Genomic DNA, 20,420 nt, shown 5'->3' with positions numbered 1-20,420 from the left:
ATTTTCCCACATTTTATAAGTTTTTAAAGCAAATACGAAAATATTAATATAAACTTAATATCAGTATAATTGAATCAAATAGGTTAATAATTTTACCTTTGACGGCATATTTTATTCTTATGGATAATGAGTCTTTTAAGATCACCAGTAATAATTATATGTCTCAAAAACGCTTGGCTGTAAAACTTAATGCCAAGGGTGAGCATTCCGTAGTCAAAGGGCATCCTTGGGTGTTTTCAAATAGTATTGTAAAAATCAATGACGACGCTACAACAGGAGATGTTGCAATAATATTTAGCAAAAATAAAAATAAAGTAATTGCTCTTGGTCTCTACGATGCCGATTCGCCAATTCGTATTAAAATTATACATCACGCACAATATAAGGCGGAAATCAACTCAGAGTTTTTCAGAAACAAGATTGAATTAGCCAAAACCAAACGTACTGAACTATTAAAAACCAATACAAACAGCTATCGCTTAATTTTTGGCGAAAATGATGGTTTTCCGGGGTTAATTGCAGATGTTTATGCTAACGTTTTGGTAGTCAAATTATATTCAGAAATATGGTTGCCATATCTTGATACAATTTTGCAAAGTTTACAAAAAATCTCAAAGGCTAAAACAATTATATTGAGATTGAGTCGTGGGCTTCAGAATAGTAAAGATCATAATCTTATCGATGGACAAGTAGTTTTTGGCGAACTACAAGATGAGGTTGTAGAATTTGTCGAGCACAGTGTAAAGTTTTCGGCCAACGTCATTAAAGGTCATAAAACAGGCTACTTTTTAGACCATCGTGCCAATAGAAAACGCGTTGGTGAATTTAGTAAAGACAAAACTGTATTAGATGTATTTTCTTATGCTGGAGGATTTTCAGTACATGCATTGGCCAATGGTGCAAAAGAAGTTACAAGTTTGGACATTAGTAAACAAGCATTGGATTTAGCGATTGAAAACGGAAAACTGAATGATTATTCCGGCACGCACAACACAATTGCAGGAGATGCTTTTGTTGAGATGAAAAAAATGATCCAAGAAAACAAAGTGTTTCATGTCGTAGTTATAGACCCACCAAGTTTTGCGAAACAACAATCAGATATTGAATTGGCGAAAAAGAAATACGCTCAATTGGCTGATTTAGGTGCAAAACTCACAGCAAAAAAAGGATTGTTGGTATTGGCTTCTTGCTCATCTAGAGTTACAGCGCAATCATTTTTTGATTTAAATCAGCGTGTACTTAATGAGCAAACAAGACTGTTTGAGACTGTTTTAAAAACACAACATGATAGTGACCATCCGATTGCATTCCCTGAAGGAGCATATTTAAAATGTGGTTATTATCGGTTTTTGGAATAGTTCTGGATTATCTCTTATCAATAACCAAAATGGGTTTACGGCTCAATTTTGGAAATCTCAAAGCTTTAATTTCAGAAGCATCACAAAATTCAATTTGAGGTGTTACACGCAGTTTAGCCCTAAAGTGGTCTTTAATGTTTTGCAATAAAACTTCAGATTCCGTATCTGAAGCGATTTTTATTAGAATTTCATCTGTGCCAATTTTATTGTGAAACAATTCAATCACAAAACTATTAACAGCTTCAAATTCTTCTAAAACATTAATCATTGTTGGCGGATATAATGTCGTGCCTTTGTATTTTACCATCTGCTGTTTCCTTCCAGTTACAGGTCCTAAACGCATAGTGTTTCTACCACAATCACATGCGTCGTAATGCGCAGCGAGCATGTCACCAGTTTTAAATCGAATTAAAGGCATAGCTTCAACTCCTAAGTTGGTTATGGTAAGTTCACCAACCTCTCCGGGTTTTACGGGTTGGTCATTATCATCCAAAATTTCTGTAATAATCAATTCAGGATGCAGATGACCACCATTTTGAAATCCACATTCAGTAAATGCTGTCTGCATTTCGGTGGAAGCGTAAGTTGAATACAACTCTAAATTCCAATTGTTTATTATTTTCTTTCCAAGAGTATTTAGAGCAAAGTTCTCGTCTCTAATTGGTTCTCCAATACAAATAGCTCCTTTAATTCCAGAGGTATTCACATTAATATTATTTGATTTTGCATGGTCAATCAACTTCAAAAGAAAAGAAGGTACTGCTATAATATAAGTCGGTTGGTGTTTTAAAATCGAATCCCATTGCAATTCTGGTACTCCAGCACCAACGCGTATAATTCCTGCCCCTAATTTTCTAGCACCCAAAAAATAAGCCAGCCCAGCCATAAAAGAACGGTCCATGGTAGTCATAAGTTGAATGATATCTCCTTTAGTTACACCTGCACATGCAAATGAAATAGCCTCATTATAAGCCAATCTGTCCAAATCCTTATCGGATAAGGCAACGGTCACTGGATCACCTAAAGTTCCGGAAGTCGTAACATAATCGACAACACTTTGCTTTTCTACACAAAGAAAGTCTGAATTATAGTTTTGTAAATCTGATTTTGAAGTTGTTGGAACCTTGATTAAATCTTCTATTGAATTGATATCAGATATTGAAATATTATGTGTCTTGAAAAGGCGTTTATAAAAAAGGGAATTTTCTGAAACATACTTCAATTGTACATTCAATTTTTCGTTTTGAAATGCTTTTATTTTTGAAGCGGATTGTGTTTCTATATCTGGAATCATCTATTGGATTTTCGTTGGGACTTCTTTATACGTTTTTCGATATATTCAACATCTGGTTGCGTTGTAACTTCTTTCGTCATCGCTTTTTTATAGTAGCCCAAAGCTTTTGAAAATTCTTTGTTTTGGTAATAATAATCAGCCGTTAGTTTATGCGCTTTCCAGTATTCAGGATTTAATAGTGTCAGTTGATTTAAATCTTGTGCCGAAACGTCTATTTCATTTTCTAAAGCAGCTTCCACCTTTCGTTCCAAAATACGATAAGTTTCATAATTGCTAAAAATTTCAGTATTTAGAAAGCCATCTTCAGCAATATTTAATGCAGAATTCGATATGGAAACCTGTGAAGGCTTTTCCTTTTTTGCATTGAAAATTTCATTCAAATCATAAGCTACAAACTCGCCCAGTTGGTAAGGGTTTGAAGACACCCAAACTTTTAAATCTTCAGGTTGAAACACAATACCGTGATGCGCTAATAATTGGTTCAACGCTTTCTCATTACCCAACCCAATGTTTTTATCATCCAACCCTCTTTTATTTCTCAAGATTTCAACAGCTTCAGTTGGGTTTATTTTTTCTTCTTCATTCAGAAGTTCTTGCATGCGTTCAAAACGATATTGCGAGTGGCTTTTATCAATGGTTTTATTATTTCTTCGGTCTTTTTTATAAACTTCACTTTGAAAGTGGTTGGAACAAATCAGCTCATTGGAATTTTCAACCTCATAAACCCCAAGATCATTTGGCGATACTTCAATCAAAATTGCTTTTTTATCTGTAGCACTGCCAACCATTATGGATTCGGATACAAAAACTTCACGATTTTTGGCAATCGCAATGGCTTCATCAATGTTGGAAGCATATTGTAAAATCTCTCGTGTTAAAATAGAAATAGGTGTTTTTGCCACCAACGGAATTTTGGATTTTCCAGCGTTTATTGTTACCGTTAAACCTTTGTTATTCATACCTGAAACTACGCCAATAAATCCGCCCCAAGTTACGGACATAAAGCTATTTCCCTGATCTGGATTTACGAAAGCAATAATTTTTTCTTCGGCAAAATCGTCTCCAGCATAAAAATCAAAATTTCTACCGATGAGTAATTTACCGTCTTCAGTTTTCTCATCCCAAGCTGCAAAAGACGTGCAGCCCACCAACGCTAAATCTTGTAAAGCGTGACCAATATCGTGTGCTCCGTGCAAATACAATGAGCGTAAATAGGGTAGTGCAATGCTATTAAAATCATCTGAAGCATAACGAGACACACCATAAATTTCGGCTTTAAATTCTTCAGGAATGTGTTTGTACATTTTACGATTGTACCACGATAAAAATTTTCTCAAGAATTTCTGTTGACCTTCAGAAGGAACCATTTCGTTTATCTTTTCAAAAAAAACATTTTCCTGTTTGTACATTAAATCTTTGGTAAGACTTCCTGTGATTAAGCCACGTTCTAAGGGGTCTCCTTCAACATAAAGTTCCCAAAGGCCTTGTTTGTTTTTGACTAAAAAGTTGTTTCCAGCGTAAAATGTAGAATCGTTAACAGTAATTTTTTCAGGAATATTAGAGTTGTAACTTGAAAGATCTGGTCGGTCATTTATAGATTTTTTTATACCGCATGAGTTGAGCAGTACTATTAAAATCGATATGAAATAAACATTTTTTGACACTAATTCCGCGAATTTGCAATAATCTTTTCTAATCCCTAATTTTATAAACTGTTGTTAGCAAACTTCTCATTCACACGCTTAACCATACGAGTTTCTTTATTGTCCACCCAACTTTGCCCAACGATGCGTCGCATTACATTTTCAAACGTTCGCATAAAAACAATATTGGTCACAAATTCGGTAAATTGTTTAGCTTTTCTTGGGAAGGCACGTAAGGTTATTGAGAATCCGCCATTTTCATAAGTTATATAATGCCAATAACCGCTTGGCATATAGAGTGCTTCACCGTGATTCATTTCTACGTGCATACCTTCTGCAAGTTGAAGAGCTGGATATTTATCAAAATCGGGATTGTCCATATCAATGATTTCAAGATTATGGACGGTAAATGGAACCTTGTAAAGGTATTTTGATTGGTCTGGTGCAAACAAAGTAACGTTTTTTGTACCGTGAAAATGAAAATGAACCAAGTCCGCCAAATCCATATCGTAATGTGCCAAAACCTTTGAGCCTTTACCACCAAAAAACATTACAGGCAATTTTTTAAAGAATTTTAAACCCAAGTCTGGATAGCTGAAATCCTTGGTCAATTCAGGCATTTTTTGAAGGACGTTGTAAAAAAACATTCTCAAATCCGTTGGCTTTGTTTTTAAGATTTCGATGTAATCGTAGAGCTTCATTTTTTTTGCTGGCACAACAGAATTCTGACGTCCTTTTGTAGGCTCGTTATTGTAAAGTGGCACGATTTGGTCGCCTGCCAAACTTTGAATGTAGTCCAGATTCCATTTTTTATAAGCAGGCCAATCTTTAGCTAAATCTTCTATTAAAACAGGCTTTTGCTTTTTAAAGTAGTTCTCAATAAAATCTTCTTTGGATATGGATTTTATTCGAGGAATAGGCACGGTTTTAATCTTTCCCATTTTTGATCTTTTTTACAGTTTTAAAAATAAGAATATTATATAACAACGGCTGAATTGTAAATGCAATAATCATAGCACAAAATATTCCAATTATGGAAATCAGCGCTATGGAATGCAACGCAGGATGTTTTGCGAAAATCAGAACACCAACACCCAAAAGCGTAGTTATAACCGATAAAATCACGGACGTTTTATGTGTTGCTAATGCTAAGCTATATTTGGCTTGATGCTTTAATCCGTTTGTTATAAAAATGCAATAATCCACACCCAAACCGAAAATAAACGTGGTAATTATAATGTTGAAAATATTGAATTTTAAACCGAACAATCCCATAATTCCAAGCGTTAAAAACCAGGTCAATATAATCGGAAGAATAGTAACGAGCGTTAACTTTAGGTTTCTGTAAAACAATAATAACAGTAGAAAAACGAAAGCAAAACTACATAAGATTAGCGAATTGAAATCCTTTTGTAAATTACCCAGAAGCCCTTCGCTTATGGCTTGTCGGTCAATAACGACGGTGTTTAAAAAAACCTCAAAGGTTTCTTTGACTGAAATTATTTTGTCGTCGTCAACTTTTACAATTGAAGAAATGGATGTAAAACCTGAATTTTCAGAAATAAAATCTTCAATTGGAATGGTGTTTAAAGTTTTATAATTTTCAATCTTTAAAGGTTGAAAATCGGTTTCTAAGTGATTATAAAATTTGTTGAATGTATTTTGTTTAAAGCCAAGTTTTGTACCACTTTCAATAAGGTTTGCTTTGGTGGAATCAATTTTGTCTTGATTCCAAAATTGTCGCCATTTTTCAATTTTATCCTGCTGATTTGCTTCTGATTTTACCAATGCACTTACGGAATTAAATCCTAAAATGTCTTGATTAGATTTTAGTGCTTTTAGTTTACTTAAAATTGAGTCATTAGTTTTTAAAACTTCTTCCTTTGAGTTGCCATAAGTCACTACGTACAAAGATTTTGACGACGTATTTGTAATGGCATCCAATTCTTTTTCAGCTTGCTCTAAATGGGCTGGAACAAAATTGAGATGTGATAAATCTTTATCGAAATTTACCGAAGAAAACGTAAAAATACTTATCAAGGATAGGGCAATAATACAGCCAATCAAAATCTTATTCTCATTGAATTTATAGCTCGCAATAGCATCTATAAATGTCTTTCTTTCTTTTTTAGTCGAACTTTTAACTTTATAAGCTTGAGGAATAAAAACCAAAGCAAAAACCGAAGCGCAAACCACACTCACAGCAGCAAAAATCCCCAAATCCTGTAAGGCTTGAGACTCAATAAATAGCAAACATAAAAACGCTAATGCCGTAGTAATACTGCTCATTAAAATAGGCTTGGATACGTTTTTGTAAATCGATTCTATGCTTTCCTTATTTCTGATATGTGTTAAAATGTGTAATGAGTAATCTAAAGTAACGCCCAACAAAACCGCACCGATTCCCAATGAAATTGCTGAAATTTCAGAGCGAACAATCGCTAAAACTGAAATTGCTATAAGTCCACCAAATAATGTCGGAATAAATAGAATTATTGGAATAGTTACTTTTCGGTAAAAGAAAATAAATAGCAATAATAAAACCGTCAAAGCAATTCCAACCGTAAATTGAATATCTGTTTTTATTTGTTTTGCATTAGCAACAGCAATCAGCGATCCACCAAAATAACTACTTGAAACTTGGTTCTCATACTTTTCATTCAAATCATCTTGAAGCTCATATAGTTTTTCTGAAAAAAGTGTATTCACTTCTGTATCGCTCGAAGGAAATTTTGGTGTGATAAAAAGCAGGATGTTCTTCTCGTCCTTACTAACTAAAAAGCCGTTTTTCAAAACTAGATTATCTGCCAAACCAGTTTGGTTCAGTTTTTTTAAACCCAAAAACGTGATTCCCAAAGGGTCTTTTACAATAGTTGATTTTGCGATGATGCCAGTTGGCGAAATCAATGTTTTGTAATTGGCTTGGGTAATGGCTTCAATTGAGTCTTTGTTCAGTTTTCTGACAATGGTTTTGTAATCTTCAACATCAAGGAATAACGGTATGTTATTGTAAACAAAATCAATGGTGCTCAAAGCATCATCATCCTCAACCTTACCCTGGATTTTAGATATATATTCTGAAAAGTTTTGCGATAAACTATCGGTTAAATCGGTAGCATAATTGGTTAAATCAGAGAAATTCCCTTCTGCTTTTAAATTGACATTTACAATAATCTTATCTGCAAATTTTGTGGTGTTCAGTACTTTTTGTAATTCGGTATTTTCACTGTTTAATGGAATTAATTTTGAAATATCTTCTTCAAACTTAATTTTTGAGGCTGACCAAATCAATAATCCAAAAACAACAAAAAGTACTAGTGCAAAAACTGAATGTCGTTGGTTTATGAAGTTGTAAATGCTATGGAATAATCTATCCATTGACGGGAATTTTTTTTCGGTCTAATACTGAAAATATAAAATAACCCAAAATCCCAAAGACTACGGCAGAAACTGTAGAAAGCGTAATACTTCCAATGAGATAAGTTTTTAAGTGCTGAAACATGTCAAAATTTTCACGAATATCCTCAATTGAATAATGTGTTTCCTGTCCCAAAACCCAATCGCCAACCTGCAAGCTTAACAGCAATACAAATGGTATAAAAGGTGGCAGGCTTATGTTTGAAAACACTAGAGCTATAATCTTATTCAACCGAAACAAAATAGCCAGAAAAATCACGATGACCGTATGAAATCCCCAAAGTGGCGACAATCCCAGAAATACACCTAAAGCTATAGACAGCCCTTTCTTCTTCGGCGAATCCTGATGTCTTAAAACGTCTTCTACAAAAAAGCGTTTAATTCCTTTTTTTTTTAATTTCCTGAAAAAATTTCTAGGCGTGATATAGAATAATCGCACCAACAAAAACCATGTATAAACCACTACCATACGGGCAATATCCATAAATGGTCTAAAGTGTGACACACGTTCTTCCGGGTCGTAAAGAATATCTATGGGTACGTGAAACACTTCCACACCAGCCCAAAACGATTTTACGATGGCTTCAATTTCAAACTCAAATTTTTTGGTGGATTTCATGAATTTAATGAAGTCCATAGATTTAATTGGGTAAAGTCTAAATCCTGATTGTGAATCATTTAAGCGTAATCCAGTTGCCGCGTACATCCAAAATGATGAAACCCGATTACCTTTGGCACTCTGTGCAAAAACATCAGCTTCATTCATATTTCTATCGCCAATAATGAGAATGTTTTTGTTTTTTGAGTGGTCTAGTGCATCAATGAAATTTGGAATGTCCTTTGGAAAATGTTGTCCGTCGCTATCCAAGGTTATGGCATAATCAAATCCTAATGAAACCGAGTATTTAAAGCCCATTTTGAGCGCTGTACCTTTTCCTGTGTTCTTTGGTTTTTTGAGATGTATAATTTGTGAATAGGAATCAAGAATTTCAGTTGTGGCATCCGTAGAACCATCATTGACTACGATAATATCTTCAGTAAAAGCCAAAACGCCATCCAAAACCCGCTTCAAAGTCTTATGATTATTATAGGTTGGGATGACCACACAGCACTTGTATTGCTTTAGTTTTTGCGTTGTGGTAAGGTTTGCCATGCAGAGGATTCGACTTAAATTATGTGAGTTTTACAAATGTAGCATTACATTTTAAAACAGCCGTATGGTCATTGAAAGAAGTCAGGTTTTTTACCTTTATTTGGTTTTGATTTTCTTCGAATTGAATGTTGAAGTTCAATTCTGAATTTATACTTGGTTCAACCAAAGCCAAAAACTTGACATTGGAAGAGGATTTCATAAACAGTTTGTTTTTAAAATGAAGTTCCAAACAGTTCTTTAAAATTTGCAGCATGGCCACACCAGGTGTGATAGGCTGATTTGGGAAATGACCTTTAAACATTTGATGATTGTCATTAATTTTAACTGAAGCTAAAAGTTTTGTATCCTCAATTTCTTTTAACTCTAAAACTTCATAAAAATTTTCTAAAAGCATATCCATTTTGGATTTTGATAAAATTCGTCACTTCGAGTGAATTTTTCGATTAAAAATGAGAAAAATTTGTATCGAGAAGAAGAATTTTGTTGTTAAGTGGTTCTCGATACGATTTTAATCCCAAAAGCTTTTGGAATTAAAATCACTCGAACTGACGGATAAAAGTAATTTAAATATATAACTGATTAAAAGCATAGCTTAAAGTTTGAAAGCTTCATCAGAAATTGAAACATTTAAGTGTTTATTGCTGAATAAAATCAACGTATAATCGTCGTTTGGCTCAATCAATTTTACTTGCTCAACATCTACTGTGACTTCTGAAAAATGTAATTCAAAGCGGGAAATAAATTTCTTTAGACGTCTGTCTTTTGGAATAAATTTCACTAGATAACCAGCATCATTTTTAAAATATGAAATCTCAAATTGCGAATTGTCAAACATATCGCCTTTGATGCTATTCACAATTAAAGTATTTAAACTACGGAATATTTTATTGGAACTTAAATCCATCTCATCCGTTTTGCCTTCATTATTCACATAGAGTTTGTCATTCTTAAAAATCACAACATTTTTATAAGGTATGATGTATTCCCATTTAACCAAATTAGGTGCTTTAAATACCAATTTGCCTTTTGAGACAATGGGATTTTCCATAATGCTCAAATACTTTTCTTGTATGAAATCGCTTAAAATGCTTTCGGTTTTATTGGCATTTTCAATGACTTTGGCTTTGAGTGCTTTCTGCTGATTATTATCTAATTCCGTTTGTGCATTTCCAAAGAAACTAGCACAAAAAAGTAATGTTATGGCAAGTAAAAGCCTATTAATTTTCATTGTAAAGTTCATTTACTGTCACCGTTTGGTAATTGTGTTGCTCAAGGTAAAGCAATAAATGTTCCAAAACATATAAAATATGCGGTTGTGTATCGTGAAGCAGAATGATGTTGCCAGGCTTTACTTTTTTGACAATGCGATTTAGAATTATATCCTTGTTTTTTATTGCAGTATCATAAGGTCTATTATTCCACCCGACGACCAAGTGCCCAGTTTTATTTATGGCTTTTGACAAATGTGGTGTGGTAACACCAAACGGTGGTCTAAAAAGTGTTGGTTTTTTGCCAGTTACTTTTTCAATAGCATCATCTGTGTTATTAATTTCTTTCAACCATTTTTTAGTAGAATTAAAATCGATAAAAATGCTATGAGAATAAGAATGGTTGCCAACCTCGTGACCGAAATCCACTATTTTATTTGCAATTTCAGGATGTGATTCAACATTTTTACCAATACAGAAAAAGGTTGCCTTGGCATTAAAACGTTTTAAAATTTCTAATACTTTTTTAGTGAATTCAGGATGTGGACCATCATCAAAAGTAATTGCTATTTTTTTTGATTTGATTTTTTTGTTTGAAGTGAAAGCTTTTAAGTGAAAATCAAAACTCATATTAAATGAGCCAATTGCAGTAATAGTAAGCCAAATCTGGATAATCAAAATGTACCATAATCCTGAAACTTCAGCATAAAAGCTGAAAGCAAATAGCCCAATTAGAAGTGCTAAAGTTAGAATTGTTAGGGTTTTAAAATTCATCATTTTGAAATCAACATAAAGCTATGATTTCTTCCTTTAAATTGATTATAAAGTAAAATATTTTTTAAAGGTTTTTTGAACGAATTTTTTATGAGCATTGCAGATGGAATTTTTTGTTCCTCAAGGATTTTGGTCGCCATAAAAAGCCCAAATGCCGAAACGGTATAGAATTCGCCACTTATATTCTTGTATTGCAATTGAGTATTTTCTTCAAATAGTGTAGAGGCAAGGTTGTTATAATAAGAATCAAAGGAATCACCATTATTGCCGAATATGATTGCATCGACTTTTTCTGATGTCAAATTGTTGTTACTCAAAAAGACTTTCATTCTTTCAATGATATCATTTTCTGATGCCAAGCTGATGGTCTCAATATCATGAATGTTTACAGCACCAAGTTTTGGTTCTGAAGACAATACGAAAAATGACGCTCCTTCGCCAAAAGGCACTTTTATACCTTGGTTACTGCTGGTTTCCATCATTAGGACATAATCCACAAATTCTTTTCCCAATTCCTCAACACCTCCAACTAAAATGTTTTGTGCTTCATTTTCTTGAAACAATTGTTTTGCATCTATCAATGCGGACTCAAACGACAAACTTCCGTGAACAAAGGTATTATTATAAGCTTTGCATTTTAAGCCCAATGCGATTTGTGCACCAACGGTGTTGTGAGTAGATTGTATGAATGGTGTTGGTGTCAAAAACTCTTCGTTGTTCGCAATAATGCTGTTTAGAAATTTTTCAGTGTCCTCGATACAGCCCATTCCTGAGCCAGTAATAATTGCATCTGGCTGTTCTAAATTAGCGAGTTGCAAAGCTCTTTTCGCTGCAGTAACTCCCATTTTAACGCCTGTAGCCATTCGCCTAGACGCTGCTGGTGGAATAAAATCACGGTAATTTGGATGAATGGCAGTAGCTTTTTCAACAGTATTCTCTAAAATTTTAAAATCAAAACTTTTAGCATCAAACGAATCTTGTGCCGAAATTGAAACTGCACTATGGATGTAACAACCTTTCATTCTTTTGAAAGAATTATGGTGGAACAATTACCTCCAAAACCAAAGGAATTTGATAAAACGTGATTGATGTTTTTAGGTTTCAACTTAGTTGTAGGAATCAATCCGGTCTCAGAAATTTCAGTTTTAAAATTCAAGTTTGGAAATACCTTTTGCTCTTGAAGCGCCAAAACCGAAAAGACCGCTTCAACCGCTCCTGCTGCAGCCAACGTATGACCTGTAAACGCTTTTGTGGAACTAAAATCAGGAATGTTGTTGTCGAAAACTCTTTTAATGGCAACACTTTCGGATAAATCATTGTTTGGTGTTGCTGTTCCGTGTGCGTTGATATAATCAATTTTAGAAGTTTCCAAATTTGAAATTTTTAAAGCTTTTTGCATCGCTAAATAAGCGCCTTCGCCATCATCCGAAGATGCGGTTTGATGAAAGGCATCGTTAGCATTGCCATAACCTGATACGTAGCCTAGAATGCTTTTATTTTCTTTTTTAGCGATAGGCTCAGCTTCCAAAACGAGATATGCTGCAGCCTCTCCTAAATTCAATCCGTTTCTATTGGCATCAAAGGGTTTGCAAAGTTCTTCGGACTGTAACATCAAAGTTTTAAATCCGTTGATGGTAAATTTTGAAAGCGAATCTGTACCACCAACAATTACACGTTCTAACTGACCAGCTTTTATCAATCTTGTACCAAGCATAATAGCGTTGGTTGCCGAGGAGCAAGCCGTACTTATCGTAGTTACAAAATCGGTAATGCCTAACGCATCTGCTATTTTTTGGGTGCTGTCTCCTGCGTGATGACTGTTAATATATTTCTGGACGGCTGCATCAGTTTCAAACTGTTTGAGGTGCTGCTCGGTTTTATCCATTCCACCAATAGTTGTTGCGGAAATTAAGCCTGTTTTATGAGATTTTATATCTTCAATTTCAGCATTCTTTACAGCTTCTTTTGCAGCGTATAATCCCAATAGTGATGTTCTGGTAAAATTGTTGTCTTTGGGAAGATTTAAATGGGATTGCAATTCGACATTCAATAATTTGACCTCTCCAACTTTAATATTTTCAGAATGGATGGTTTCAATTTGAGAAATGGAACCAATTCCAGTTTCAGCTTTTAAAAGTGATGCTAAATTTTCTTCAACAGAATTGCCAATTGCCGAAATGATTCCCATTCCTGTAATGGCAACGCGACAAGATGTACTGTTATTTTGTTCTGTGTTCTGCAATGTAATTTGCTAAAACCGTAATGGATTGAAAAACCTCTTTACCTTCTTTAGGATCAGTAAGTTGAATGCCGTAATCTTTATCCAGCATAACGATAAGCTCAAGCGCATCAATAGAATCCAAGCCCAAACCATCTCCAAAAAGCGCATCGTCATCATCGATATCAGTTACAGTAAATTCTTCGAGGTTAAGCTGTTCTATTATTTTTTCTTTGAGTTCTAGTTTTAGTTCGTTCATTGGGTGTGGTATAATCTATCAATTTCATTAATGGTGTGGTGGATTTGTCCTTCATTTTCAACGATGTACAAAAAAGCTTCGTAATCGTTTTCATCAAAATCTACCCATCCGCATAATACTTTTTCAGCCTTATTTGTTTTCAGTAGGTTTTCTGCATAAACCCATAATTCCTTAGGACTAAACGCGTCAAAGATAAAAAAACTATTCTCAGAATAAAGTTGATGTTTGATACTTATTTCGCCAATACAAATGTTGGGAAGTGTGTACACAAAAATGGACGGACTTGGGTAGTGATTTTCAATATCTGAAATGGATTTTTGAAACGTTCTGTCTGTATCTAAACTCGATGCTCTATTAGACAAAACAATGGCGATATTCGATTCATTTTTAGCTGAATTATTGATCAAAATATCTGCACAAATAAAAGCCAATTTGCTTAGATTATCCATTTTAAAAAACTTCGGATAGTTGATGTCCAGATCTTTGTAAGCCGATTTAATTAAAGTTGAAAACTCTTCAGATTTATTTTCAAAAAGAGTATTTCCATTTAGTGAAATCATTCCGTTTTTAAAATGGCAATAGGATGATATGTGAAATTTTGAAGTCAAATATTAACTGTTTTTCTTGCAAACCAACATCGTATGGTAATCACCAAGTTTGTTGTCTTCAGTAATTGAAAGTCCAGCTTCCAAAATCAATTTTTCAAAAACCGAAGCTGAGTACATCTTGCTATTTCCATTTGCTAGCGCTGTAAAATATAATGATGTTGCTTCTAAGGAAAAGCGCGCATTATCGTGTTTTTGTCTATCCGTAAATGTTTCGATGATAATCATTTCGGTTTCATTATCCATTGCTGAAACACAAGTTTTTAAAATAGTTGCTATTTCATCCTCTGAAAAACAATCCAAAAATTGAGACATCCAAATTAGGTCGGCACCAGTTGGAAGGGAAGGATTGGGTTTGAGCCAATTAATTTCGTGTCCAGAAACTCTTTCTTTAAATCTTTTTACTTCAATGTTTTCTAAAGCTTTTTTAAGTTGACCAGGCAAATCAAAGATTTCAATTTTTACATTTTCATCATAATTTAAACATTGTAATGCGAACTTTCCGGTATTGCCTCCAATATCAAAAATGGTTTTCGGGTTATTTTTGAAAACGCGTTTTAGAGCATCTTCAAATATGCCATCTGAATAATGGTGGTCAAACTCAAACCACGATTTTTGTACGTTTGGCGCTAATTGAGATAGCCCTTCGTAAATGGTTTCCCATTCGCCAAATACTTTTAAACCTGATGGCTTTTTGTTTTTAATCGCTTCATTGAGATAAAATAAGCCTTCGTAACAGACATCGTTGGTAAAATTTATGTTTACATCAACGGTTTGATTATAATTAAGAAAATAGCCTGTTTTTGTCAATTCATAATTATTGTTTGAATATTTCCTAACAATATTTGAACTTTCGGCAATCTCCAATAAAACGCCAATGCCGTAAGCATCTATTTTCAGTGCTTTGGCTATGTTATCGATTGTGGTTTCGCCATTATCTCGACTTTCAAATATAAAATCCAATATTCCCATTTGCCTCAAACAAACCGTAGCCTGAAACACAAATGGCGCAAAAGCTATTTTCTGGGCTTCCTCTAAAGCATCGATTGCTCTCATTTCTTTTTTCGACATATATTTTCTATTAATTAGCCACTTTTTTAAACAACATTGCGGTATTGCAGCCACCAAATCCTGATGCGGTTTTCAGAAAAATGTTTAAATCCTTTTTTTCGATTTGTTCTATAATCTGTAACGGTTTGGATACACCTAAAGTAGTAAAACCCTTGGATGTAAATAATATATTTTGGTTTAAGGAATGCATTCCTACAATAGTTTCAACCAGTGCAGATGAGCCCAATGTATGACCAAAATAACCTTTTAAACTATTGAGCGGTGTATGTGTTAAGCCTAATCTGTGAAAGGCAATGGCTTCCATTTCGTCATTAAAAATCGTTGCTGTACCATGTGCTGAAATATAATTGATATTGTTTGCTTCAATTTCTGCTTCCTGTATAGCTGTTTTTACACTTCGATACAAACCTTCACCAGTTCTTGATGGTCCAGAAATATGATTGGCATCGTTGCAAGTGGCTTCTCCGAGAATTTCAACAGTAGTTTCATTCAAAAATTTTTCATTTGAAGTGACCAAAACCGATGCGATGGCTTCACCCAAATTAATCCCATTTCGGTCTTTGCTGTACGGCTTGCATGGTGCATTGCTCATGGCTTGAAAGGCATTGAAACCCGATAGTACAAATTTTGAAACTAAATCTCCGCTAACAATCAATACGCTTTTGTAAAGACCTTCCTCAATGAATTTTTTTGCTGTTGCGACTGCCAAAAGTCCAGATACACATGCGTTTGATAAGATTGTAGGTTGCGATTGAAATGAAAAATAGTCTTTTAAAACTTGCCCTAATCTCGAAAGGTAAGCGTGGGATTTTGGGAATGGATTTTCATCGTCAAGTGCATCAATATTTCCTTTTGTGGTTGAAATGATTAGACCAACAGATTCGTCGATTTTTATTCCTGAATTTGTAATTACATCATTCAAACATAAGAGCATCATCTTCTCTAAAGTGGTGTAATCTTCAGAATTGTTGAGTTTTCTAAAATGTGAATTAAGTAAGTCTTGATTGATAACTGAGCCATAAAATGGTTTATGAAAGCGATTTTTATCTTCAACCAATGAGATTCCGGAAACTTTATTTTTAATGTTTCTTGCTACCATTTCACTGTCGAAACCCAATGGCGATATTATTGAATTATATGTAACAAACACTTTACTCATTCAATATACCGTGTTGTTTTTTCCAATTTTCAAAAAATTCTGGAATGACAAATAGCATCGTTTCTGTTTTTAAATCTGTAAAAACTTGAATGGTCTCTCCAGTGCAAACCACATCACCAGCTTCATTTTTGATTTTATATTGAAATGTCATTTTCGCGGCTCTAGAATTAACGAAAGTTGTTTCAACCGTAGCTACGTCTCCATACTTTAGTGGTAATTTGTGGTCTGTTGTGGTTTTTACAATTGGTGTGGCATAACCGTTTTTCTTAGCTTCTAAATATGAAATCCCAAAGTGTCTTCCAAAAGCTTCTCTACCATCTTCAAAATATTTGAGGTAATTTCCGTGCCAGACAATACCCAAAGCATCGGTTTCATTAAACCGTACTCTAATGGTATGTTCTATGGTCAAGCTTTCGTTTTTTTGAGTCATTTCAGGTTTTATATACTTTTATTAAAGACAGTAATTATTGTCACCTTGAGCGCAGTCGAAAGGTCTTTGCGACATAGATTTTAGATAGGTTTCGACTGCGCTCAACCTGACAGTATGAATTAATTTTAAGTTTTTCAGTATATCAATATTAAGACTATGCCAACTATCCATTATTCTTCTTTTAAAACCGTACTCATTTCTGCCGTAGCAATTATTTTTTCATCTATCATAGATTTTAATTTGACCATGGTCATTGCTGCAATCTCATATGTGATTTCAACTTCTGTTTTAATGGTTATATTTAGTTGTGGTAATTCGACAATTTCACAAGATTTAATGGCTCCTATAAACCCTTCTTTTACTGGTTTTTTTTCAGAATAGTTTTTATAACCCACATGCAACGCGGCTGTTTGAGCCATGTGCTCTATCAGCCCAGTTTCAGCAAAATAACCATTTTCTATAAATAAATTTTCTTTCAGAATTGTAAATGTTGAAATTGCTTTTTTTTCATTATAAAAAAGTAATCCATCAACCATAATCATTGGTTCGCGATGTGGCAGAAATTGTTTGATTACTGCTAAGTCGGTAATAGGTTGATCTAATTTATTGTCGTTATTTATCATTTTCTGTCTTCCCAAAAGTCGTAAAAATTAAACCATTGTAACGGGTATTTTGATAAAACACGCTCTACATTTTCTGTATATTTTTTAAGTAAATCCTGTGCGTCCCTTTTCTTGAAAACTACACGACGAGCATAGAGATGGTAATGTTTTTTAGGTTCGCGCATCACGTAAACAAATAGTACTGGCACATCGAGTCGGCTTCCTAGATAAAATGGTCCAAGTGGAAATTTAGCCGTTTTTCCCAGCAATTCTTCCTCCATGCATTTTGTGTTTGGCAAATATCGGTCGCCTGCAATACAGATAATTCTGTTTTCGGATAACGCTTTGTAGATTTCAAAAATATGCGAAAAATCGTCTTTCACGATAATAAAATGCATTTGGTCTCTTTTCAAAAATTGGTCCAAATATTCTTTGATATCTTGATGGTCTTGATCTGTAATCACTATGCTTATTGATGCACCCAAAAGTCGTTCTTTAAAGAAATATTGCGCCAGTTCAAAGTTGCCAACGTGTGCGCTAATTAATATACCGCCTTTTTTTAATTTTAGTGCTTCTTGAAGTAATTGTTCACCATCAAATTCGAATGTGTAATCTTTCCTGAGGCCAGCGGATATAGCAACCTTGTCGATTAAGGTTTGTCCAAAAAGATAATAGGTCTTATAGATGCTAATGGAACTTTTTAACCAAGAATAATTAAGACGTTTTCTGAAATAATAACTCAATCCACGTACATTTTTACGTGCAAATAAACAGAAATACGGAACAGGCAAGTGCATTAAGGTATAGGCCGCGTTAATGCCAAAATTCTTTATAAAAAATATAAAAACCTTAAATCCAAAAACGGTACCTCTAGATTTTCCATCCCATTCTGCTGCCATTCTTATGTCTAATCTTTATTATGAGTAAATTCCGCCATTGATATTAATAACTTCCCCAGTAATATAAGATGATTTTTTAGAAGCCAAAAATGATACCAAATGCGCAACTTCTTCTGCTTCTCCAAAACGATTAACTGGTATCAATTTTTTTAGTTCTTTTTCGTCCAAATCTTTAGTCATGTCAGATTTTATAAACCCAGGAGCAACGGCATTTACGGTTACATTCTTTTTGGCAATTTCTTGTGAAAGTGATTTTGTAGCAGCGATTACAGCACCTTTTGCTGCGGCATAATTGGTCTGGCCAGATGTGCCTTTAAGTCCAGACACAGAAACCATGTTAATAATGCGTCCATATTTATTGAGCAGCATATCCTTTAATAGATGGTTGGTTACGTTATAAAAACCATTTAAAGATGTGTTAATTACATTATGCCATTCTTTTGGTTTCATCCATAAAAAGAGACCGTCTTTGGTAATGCCTGCATTGTTTACGAGGACTTCGATAATAGAATTTTCGTTCTTTTCTTGCCAAGCATCTAGATTCGACTTTACATCATTTAAATCCGAAACATCAAATTGAATAATCTCACCTGAGCCACCAAACGATTCGATTTCTGAAAGCGTCTCGAGCGCAGCAGTTTCATTTTTGTTATAATTAATAAGAATTATATAATCTAAGTCCTTGGCAAGTTGAATGGCGATAGCTTTGCCTATTCCTCGCGAACCACCTGTTACTAAAGCATATTTTTGTTGCATTATTTACTTGAAATTTCGTTATTGAAAATAAAATCCTTTACCTTTTTTACATAAGGATACATAGCAACGTCTTGTTTAAAAACAGGGACTATTTCTCGAATTTCATTGAACATTTTTCTAGTAGTAGTGGATACTTCATCTTTAACCTCGAGATATTCAATGGCTTGAACAATGGTGATAAGTTCAATTGCAAGCACTTCAAAAGCATTTTCAACAACCTTTTTTGTAATCAAAGCTGCATTGGTTCCCATACTCACAATATCCTGATTATCATTATTGTTGGGTATGCTATGTACGTACATTGGGTTGGATAACATCTGGTTTTCAGCAGTTGTGGACGTTGCAGTAAATTGAGTGCCTTGCATACCAAAGTTTAATCCTAAAGTTCCGAGATTTACAAATGGTGGTAAAATATCGTTAAGCCTTGGGTTTAACAAATAATTTAATTGTCGTTCTGCAAGCATGCTCATTTTGGTGACCACTAATTTTAATTTGTCCATTTCTAAGGACACATAATCTCCGTGAAAATTTCCACCGTGATACACATGTTCACTTTCAACATCTACGATTGGATTATCATTTGCAGAATTTACCTCTTCAAAAAGAATTGTTTCAACCGTATTCAGCGTATCCAGAACTGGTCCTAAAATCTGTGGAACACAACGTAGCGAATAGTATTCTTGTACTTTATCTTCAAAAACCGAGATATCCTTTGTATCTGTATATAGATGATGCTCACGCTTTCTAACCAACTCACTATCTTTCAGTTGTTCACGCATCAACTTTGCAATTTCTTGTTGACCTTTGTGCTTTTTTGAATGATTGAGTTCATAAGACAAATGGTCGTCATAAGCCTTTACTATTTCATTTATAGCTGAAGATGCGGAAATCATCCAATTCAACAATCGTCTTGTATAAATCGTGTTGACAATGCCAATGCCTGTCATTACAGACGTGCCATTCATTAATGCTAAACCTTCTCTTAATTCAACATTTATAGGCTTTATGTTTTCTCTTTTAAATATGTTTTGGGTTAGCTGTCTTTCACCATTATAATTTACTTCACCTTCACCGATTAACACGAGTGCCAAATGTGCCAATTGGACCAAGTCTCCACTGGCACCAACACCTCCGTGTTCGTAAATAATTGGAGTGATATTCTTATTAATGAGCGTCGTCATCACTTCTATAACCGACTTATGAACACCAGAATTCCCAAGTGATAATGTGTTCAATCGAGCTAACATAGCAGCTTTAACGTACTTTGGCGGAATTTCATTTCCCGTACCCGAAGCATGACTTCGAATTAGATTATACTGAAGTTGAATACGTTGCGAGTCCTCAATTTTATATTGCGCCATAGGTCCAAAACCTGTGTTGACACCATATATAATTTTCTTTTCAGAAAAGGCTTTTAAAAATTCGAAGCTCTTTTCAACTCTCTCCAATGTAGAACCATCTATTTCCAAAGATTCATTATCAAAAATAATTCGGTAAAAAGCTTGAAGATTAAGCGGTTCTTTAAGTTTTAGCATTGATGGAAGATTGCAATATTCAATTAAATTCTTTAGTAA

Annotated in this window: 20 protein-coding genes; 1 reads left to right on the top strand and 19 read right to left on the bottom strand. The window is 34.2% G+C overall.

Translation table 11 applies throughout. The annotated features are described in order from the left end of the window. The first annotated feature begins 119 nt into the window (after window positions 1-119). Window positions 120-1,358 carry a class I SAM-dependent rRNA methyltransferase gene (locus HM983_RS09675; protein WP_179345359.1) on the top strand — a complete coding sequence of 413 codons (1,239 nt, stop codon included), beginning with the start codon at window positions 120-122 and terminating at the stop codon, window positions 1,356-1,358. A gap of 7 nt (window positions 1,359-1,365) precedes the next feature. Here HM983_RS09675 and HM983_RS09670 read toward each other — a convergent pair whose 3' ends face one another. From HM983_RS09670 to HM983_RS09580, 19 genes are all read right to left on the bottom strand, one after another. Then, window positions 1,366-2,652, bottom strand: coding sequence for a phenylacetate--CoA ligase family protein (locus HM983_RS09670; protein ID WP_179345205.1), 1,287 nt, complete (start codon window positions 2,650-2,652; stop codon window positions 1,366-1,368). Beyond that, window positions 2,649-4,316 (bottom strand): C45 family autoproteolytic acyltransferase/hydolase, encoded by a 1,668-nt coding sequence (locus tag HM983_RS09665; RefSeq protein WP_179345204.1) that lies wholly within the window; start codon window positions 4,314-4,316, stop codon window positions 2,649-2,651. Before HM983_RS09665 ends, HM983_RS09670 begins: the two co-directional genes overlap by 4 nt. A gap of 41 nt (window positions 4,317-4,357) precedes the next feature. After that, complete coding sequence (locus HM983_RS09660) at window positions 4,358-5,236, bottom strand: cupin-like domain-containing protein (RefSeq protein WP_179345203.1); 879 nt, start codon at window positions 5,234-5,236, stop codon at window positions 4,358-4,360. Further along, complete coding sequence (locus HM983_RS09655; protein WP_179345202.1) at window positions 5,223-7,673, bottom strand: MMPL family transporter; 2,451 nt, start codon at window positions 7,671-7,673, stop codon at window positions 5,223-5,225. The genes HM983_RS09660 and HM983_RS09655 overlap by 14 nt, the downstream gene beginning before the upstream one ends. Next, on the bottom strand, window positions 7,666-8,865 hold the full coding sequence (locus HM983_RS09650) for a DUF2062 domain-containing protein (RefSeq protein ID WP_179345201.1): 1,200 nt from the start codon (window positions 8,863-8,865) through the stop codon (window positions 7,666-7,668). Before HM983_RS09650 ends, HM983_RS09655 begins: the two co-directional genes overlap by 8 nt. Before the next feature lie 19 nt (window positions 8,866-8,884). Then, window positions 8,885-9,259, bottom strand: coding sequence for a 3-hydroxyacyl-ACP dehydratase (locus HM983_RS09645; protein ID WP_179345200.1), 375 nt, complete (start codon window positions 9,257-9,259; stop codon window positions 8,885-8,887). 198 nt (window positions 9,260-9,457) lie between these two features. Then, window positions 9,458-10,093: a LolA family protein gene (locus HM983_RS09640; protein WP_179345199.1), complete on the bottom strand. Its 636-nt coding sequence runs from the start codon at window positions 10,091-10,093 to the stop codon at window positions 9,458-9,460. Continuing rightward, complete coding sequence (locus tag HM983_RS09635; protein ID WP_179345198.1) at window positions 10,083-10,850, bottom strand: polysaccharide deacetylase family protein; 768 nt, start codon at window positions 10,848-10,850, stop codon at window positions 10,083-10,085. The genes HM983_RS09640 and HM983_RS09635 overlap by 11 nt, the downstream gene beginning before the upstream one ends. Further along, window positions 10,847-11,869, bottom strand: a complete 1,023-nt coding sequence (locus HM983_RS09630) for a beta-ketoacyl synthase chain length factor (RefSeq protein WP_179345197.1) — start codon at window positions 11,867-11,869, stop codon at window positions 10,847-10,849. The genes HM983_RS09635 and HM983_RS09630 overlap by 4 nt, the downstream gene beginning before the upstream one ends. Next, window positions 11,866-13,089, bottom strand: a complete 1,224-nt coding sequence (locus HM983_RS09625; protein ID WP_262886484.1) for a beta-ketoacyl-[acyl-carrier-protein] synthase family protein — start codon at window positions 13,087-13,089, stop codon at window positions 11,866-11,868. The genes HM983_RS09630 and HM983_RS09625 overlap by 4 nt, the downstream gene beginning before the upstream one ends. Next, window positions 13,067-13,324, bottom strand: coding sequence for a phosphopantetheine-binding protein (locus tag HM983_RS09620; protein ID WP_179345196.1), 258 nt, complete (start codon window positions 13,322-13,324; stop codon window positions 13,067-13,069). The genes HM983_RS09625 and HM983_RS09620 overlap by 23 nt, the downstream gene beginning before the upstream one ends. Beyond that, window positions 13,321-13,884: a 3-oxoacyl-ACP synthase gene (locus HM983_RS09615; protein WP_246277496.1), complete on the bottom strand. Its 564-nt coding sequence runs from the start codon at window positions 13,882-13,884 to the stop codon at window positions 13,321-13,323. The genes HM983_RS09620 and HM983_RS09615 overlap by 4 nt, the downstream gene beginning before the upstream one ends. A 51-nt stretch (window positions 13,885-13,935) precedes the next feature. Further along, window positions 13,936-15,000, bottom strand: a complete 1,065-nt coding sequence (locus HM983_RS09610) for a methyltransferase (RefSeq protein ID WP_179345194.1) — start codon at window positions 14,998-15,000, stop codon at window positions 13,936-13,938. Between the two features lie 10 nt (window positions 15,001-15,010). After that, the gene (locus HM983_RS09605; protein ID WP_179345193.1) at window positions 15,011-16,159 is read right to left on the bottom strand and encodes a beta-ketoacyl synthase N-terminal-like domain-containing protein; all 1,149 of its coding nucleotides are present in this window, start codon (window positions 16,157-16,159) and stop codon (window positions 15,011-15,013) included. Further along, a complete protein-coding gene (locus HM983_RS09600) occupies window positions 16,152-16,589 on the bottom strand; it encodes an acyl-CoA thioesterase (RefSeq protein ID WP_179345192.1) in 438 nt (145 codons plus the stop codon). The genes HM983_RS09605 and HM983_RS09600 overlap by 8 nt, the downstream gene beginning before the upstream one ends. Before the next feature lie 170 nt (window positions 16,590-16,759). Continuing rightward, window positions 16,760-17,212, bottom strand: coding sequence for a hypothetical protein (locus HM983_RS09595; protein WP_179345191.1), 453 nt, complete (start codon window positions 17,210-17,212; stop codon window positions 16,760-16,762). Continuing rightward, a complete protein-coding gene (locus HM983_RS09590) occupies window positions 17,209-18,090 on the bottom strand; it encodes an LpxL/LpxP family acyltransferase (RefSeq protein ID WP_179345190.1) in 882 nt (293 codons plus the stop codon). The genes HM983_RS09595 and HM983_RS09590 overlap by 4 nt, the downstream gene beginning before the upstream one ends. An 18-nt stretch (window positions 18,091-18,108) precedes the next feature. After that, window positions 18,109-18,846 carry a 3-oxoacyl-ACP reductase FabG gene (gene fabG, locus HM983_RS09585; protein WP_179345189.1) on the bottom strand — a complete coding sequence of 246 codons (738 nt, stop codon included), beginning with the start codon at window positions 18,844-18,846 and terminating at the stop codon, window positions 18,109-18,111. Beyond that, complete coding sequence (locus tag HM983_RS09580; RefSeq protein ID WP_179345188.1) at window positions 18,846-20,381, bottom strand: HAL/PAL/TAL family ammonia-lyase; 1,536 nt, start codon at window positions 20,379-20,381, stop codon at window positions 18,846-18,848. The genes fabG and HM983_RS09580 overlap by 1 nt, the downstream gene beginning before the upstream one ends. Window positions 20,382-20,420: the final 39 nt, after the last annotated feature.

Origin of the sequence: Winogradskyella ursingii (assembly GCF_013403975.1) — a bacterium.
GTDB classification, from domain to species: domain Bacteria; phylum Bacteroidota; class Bacteroidia; order Flavobacteriales; family Flavobacteriaceae; genus Winogradskyella; species Winogradskyella ursingii.
Note: the sequence above shows the minus strand (reverse complement) of the source record. Positions and strands in the feature narration are given on the sequence as shown.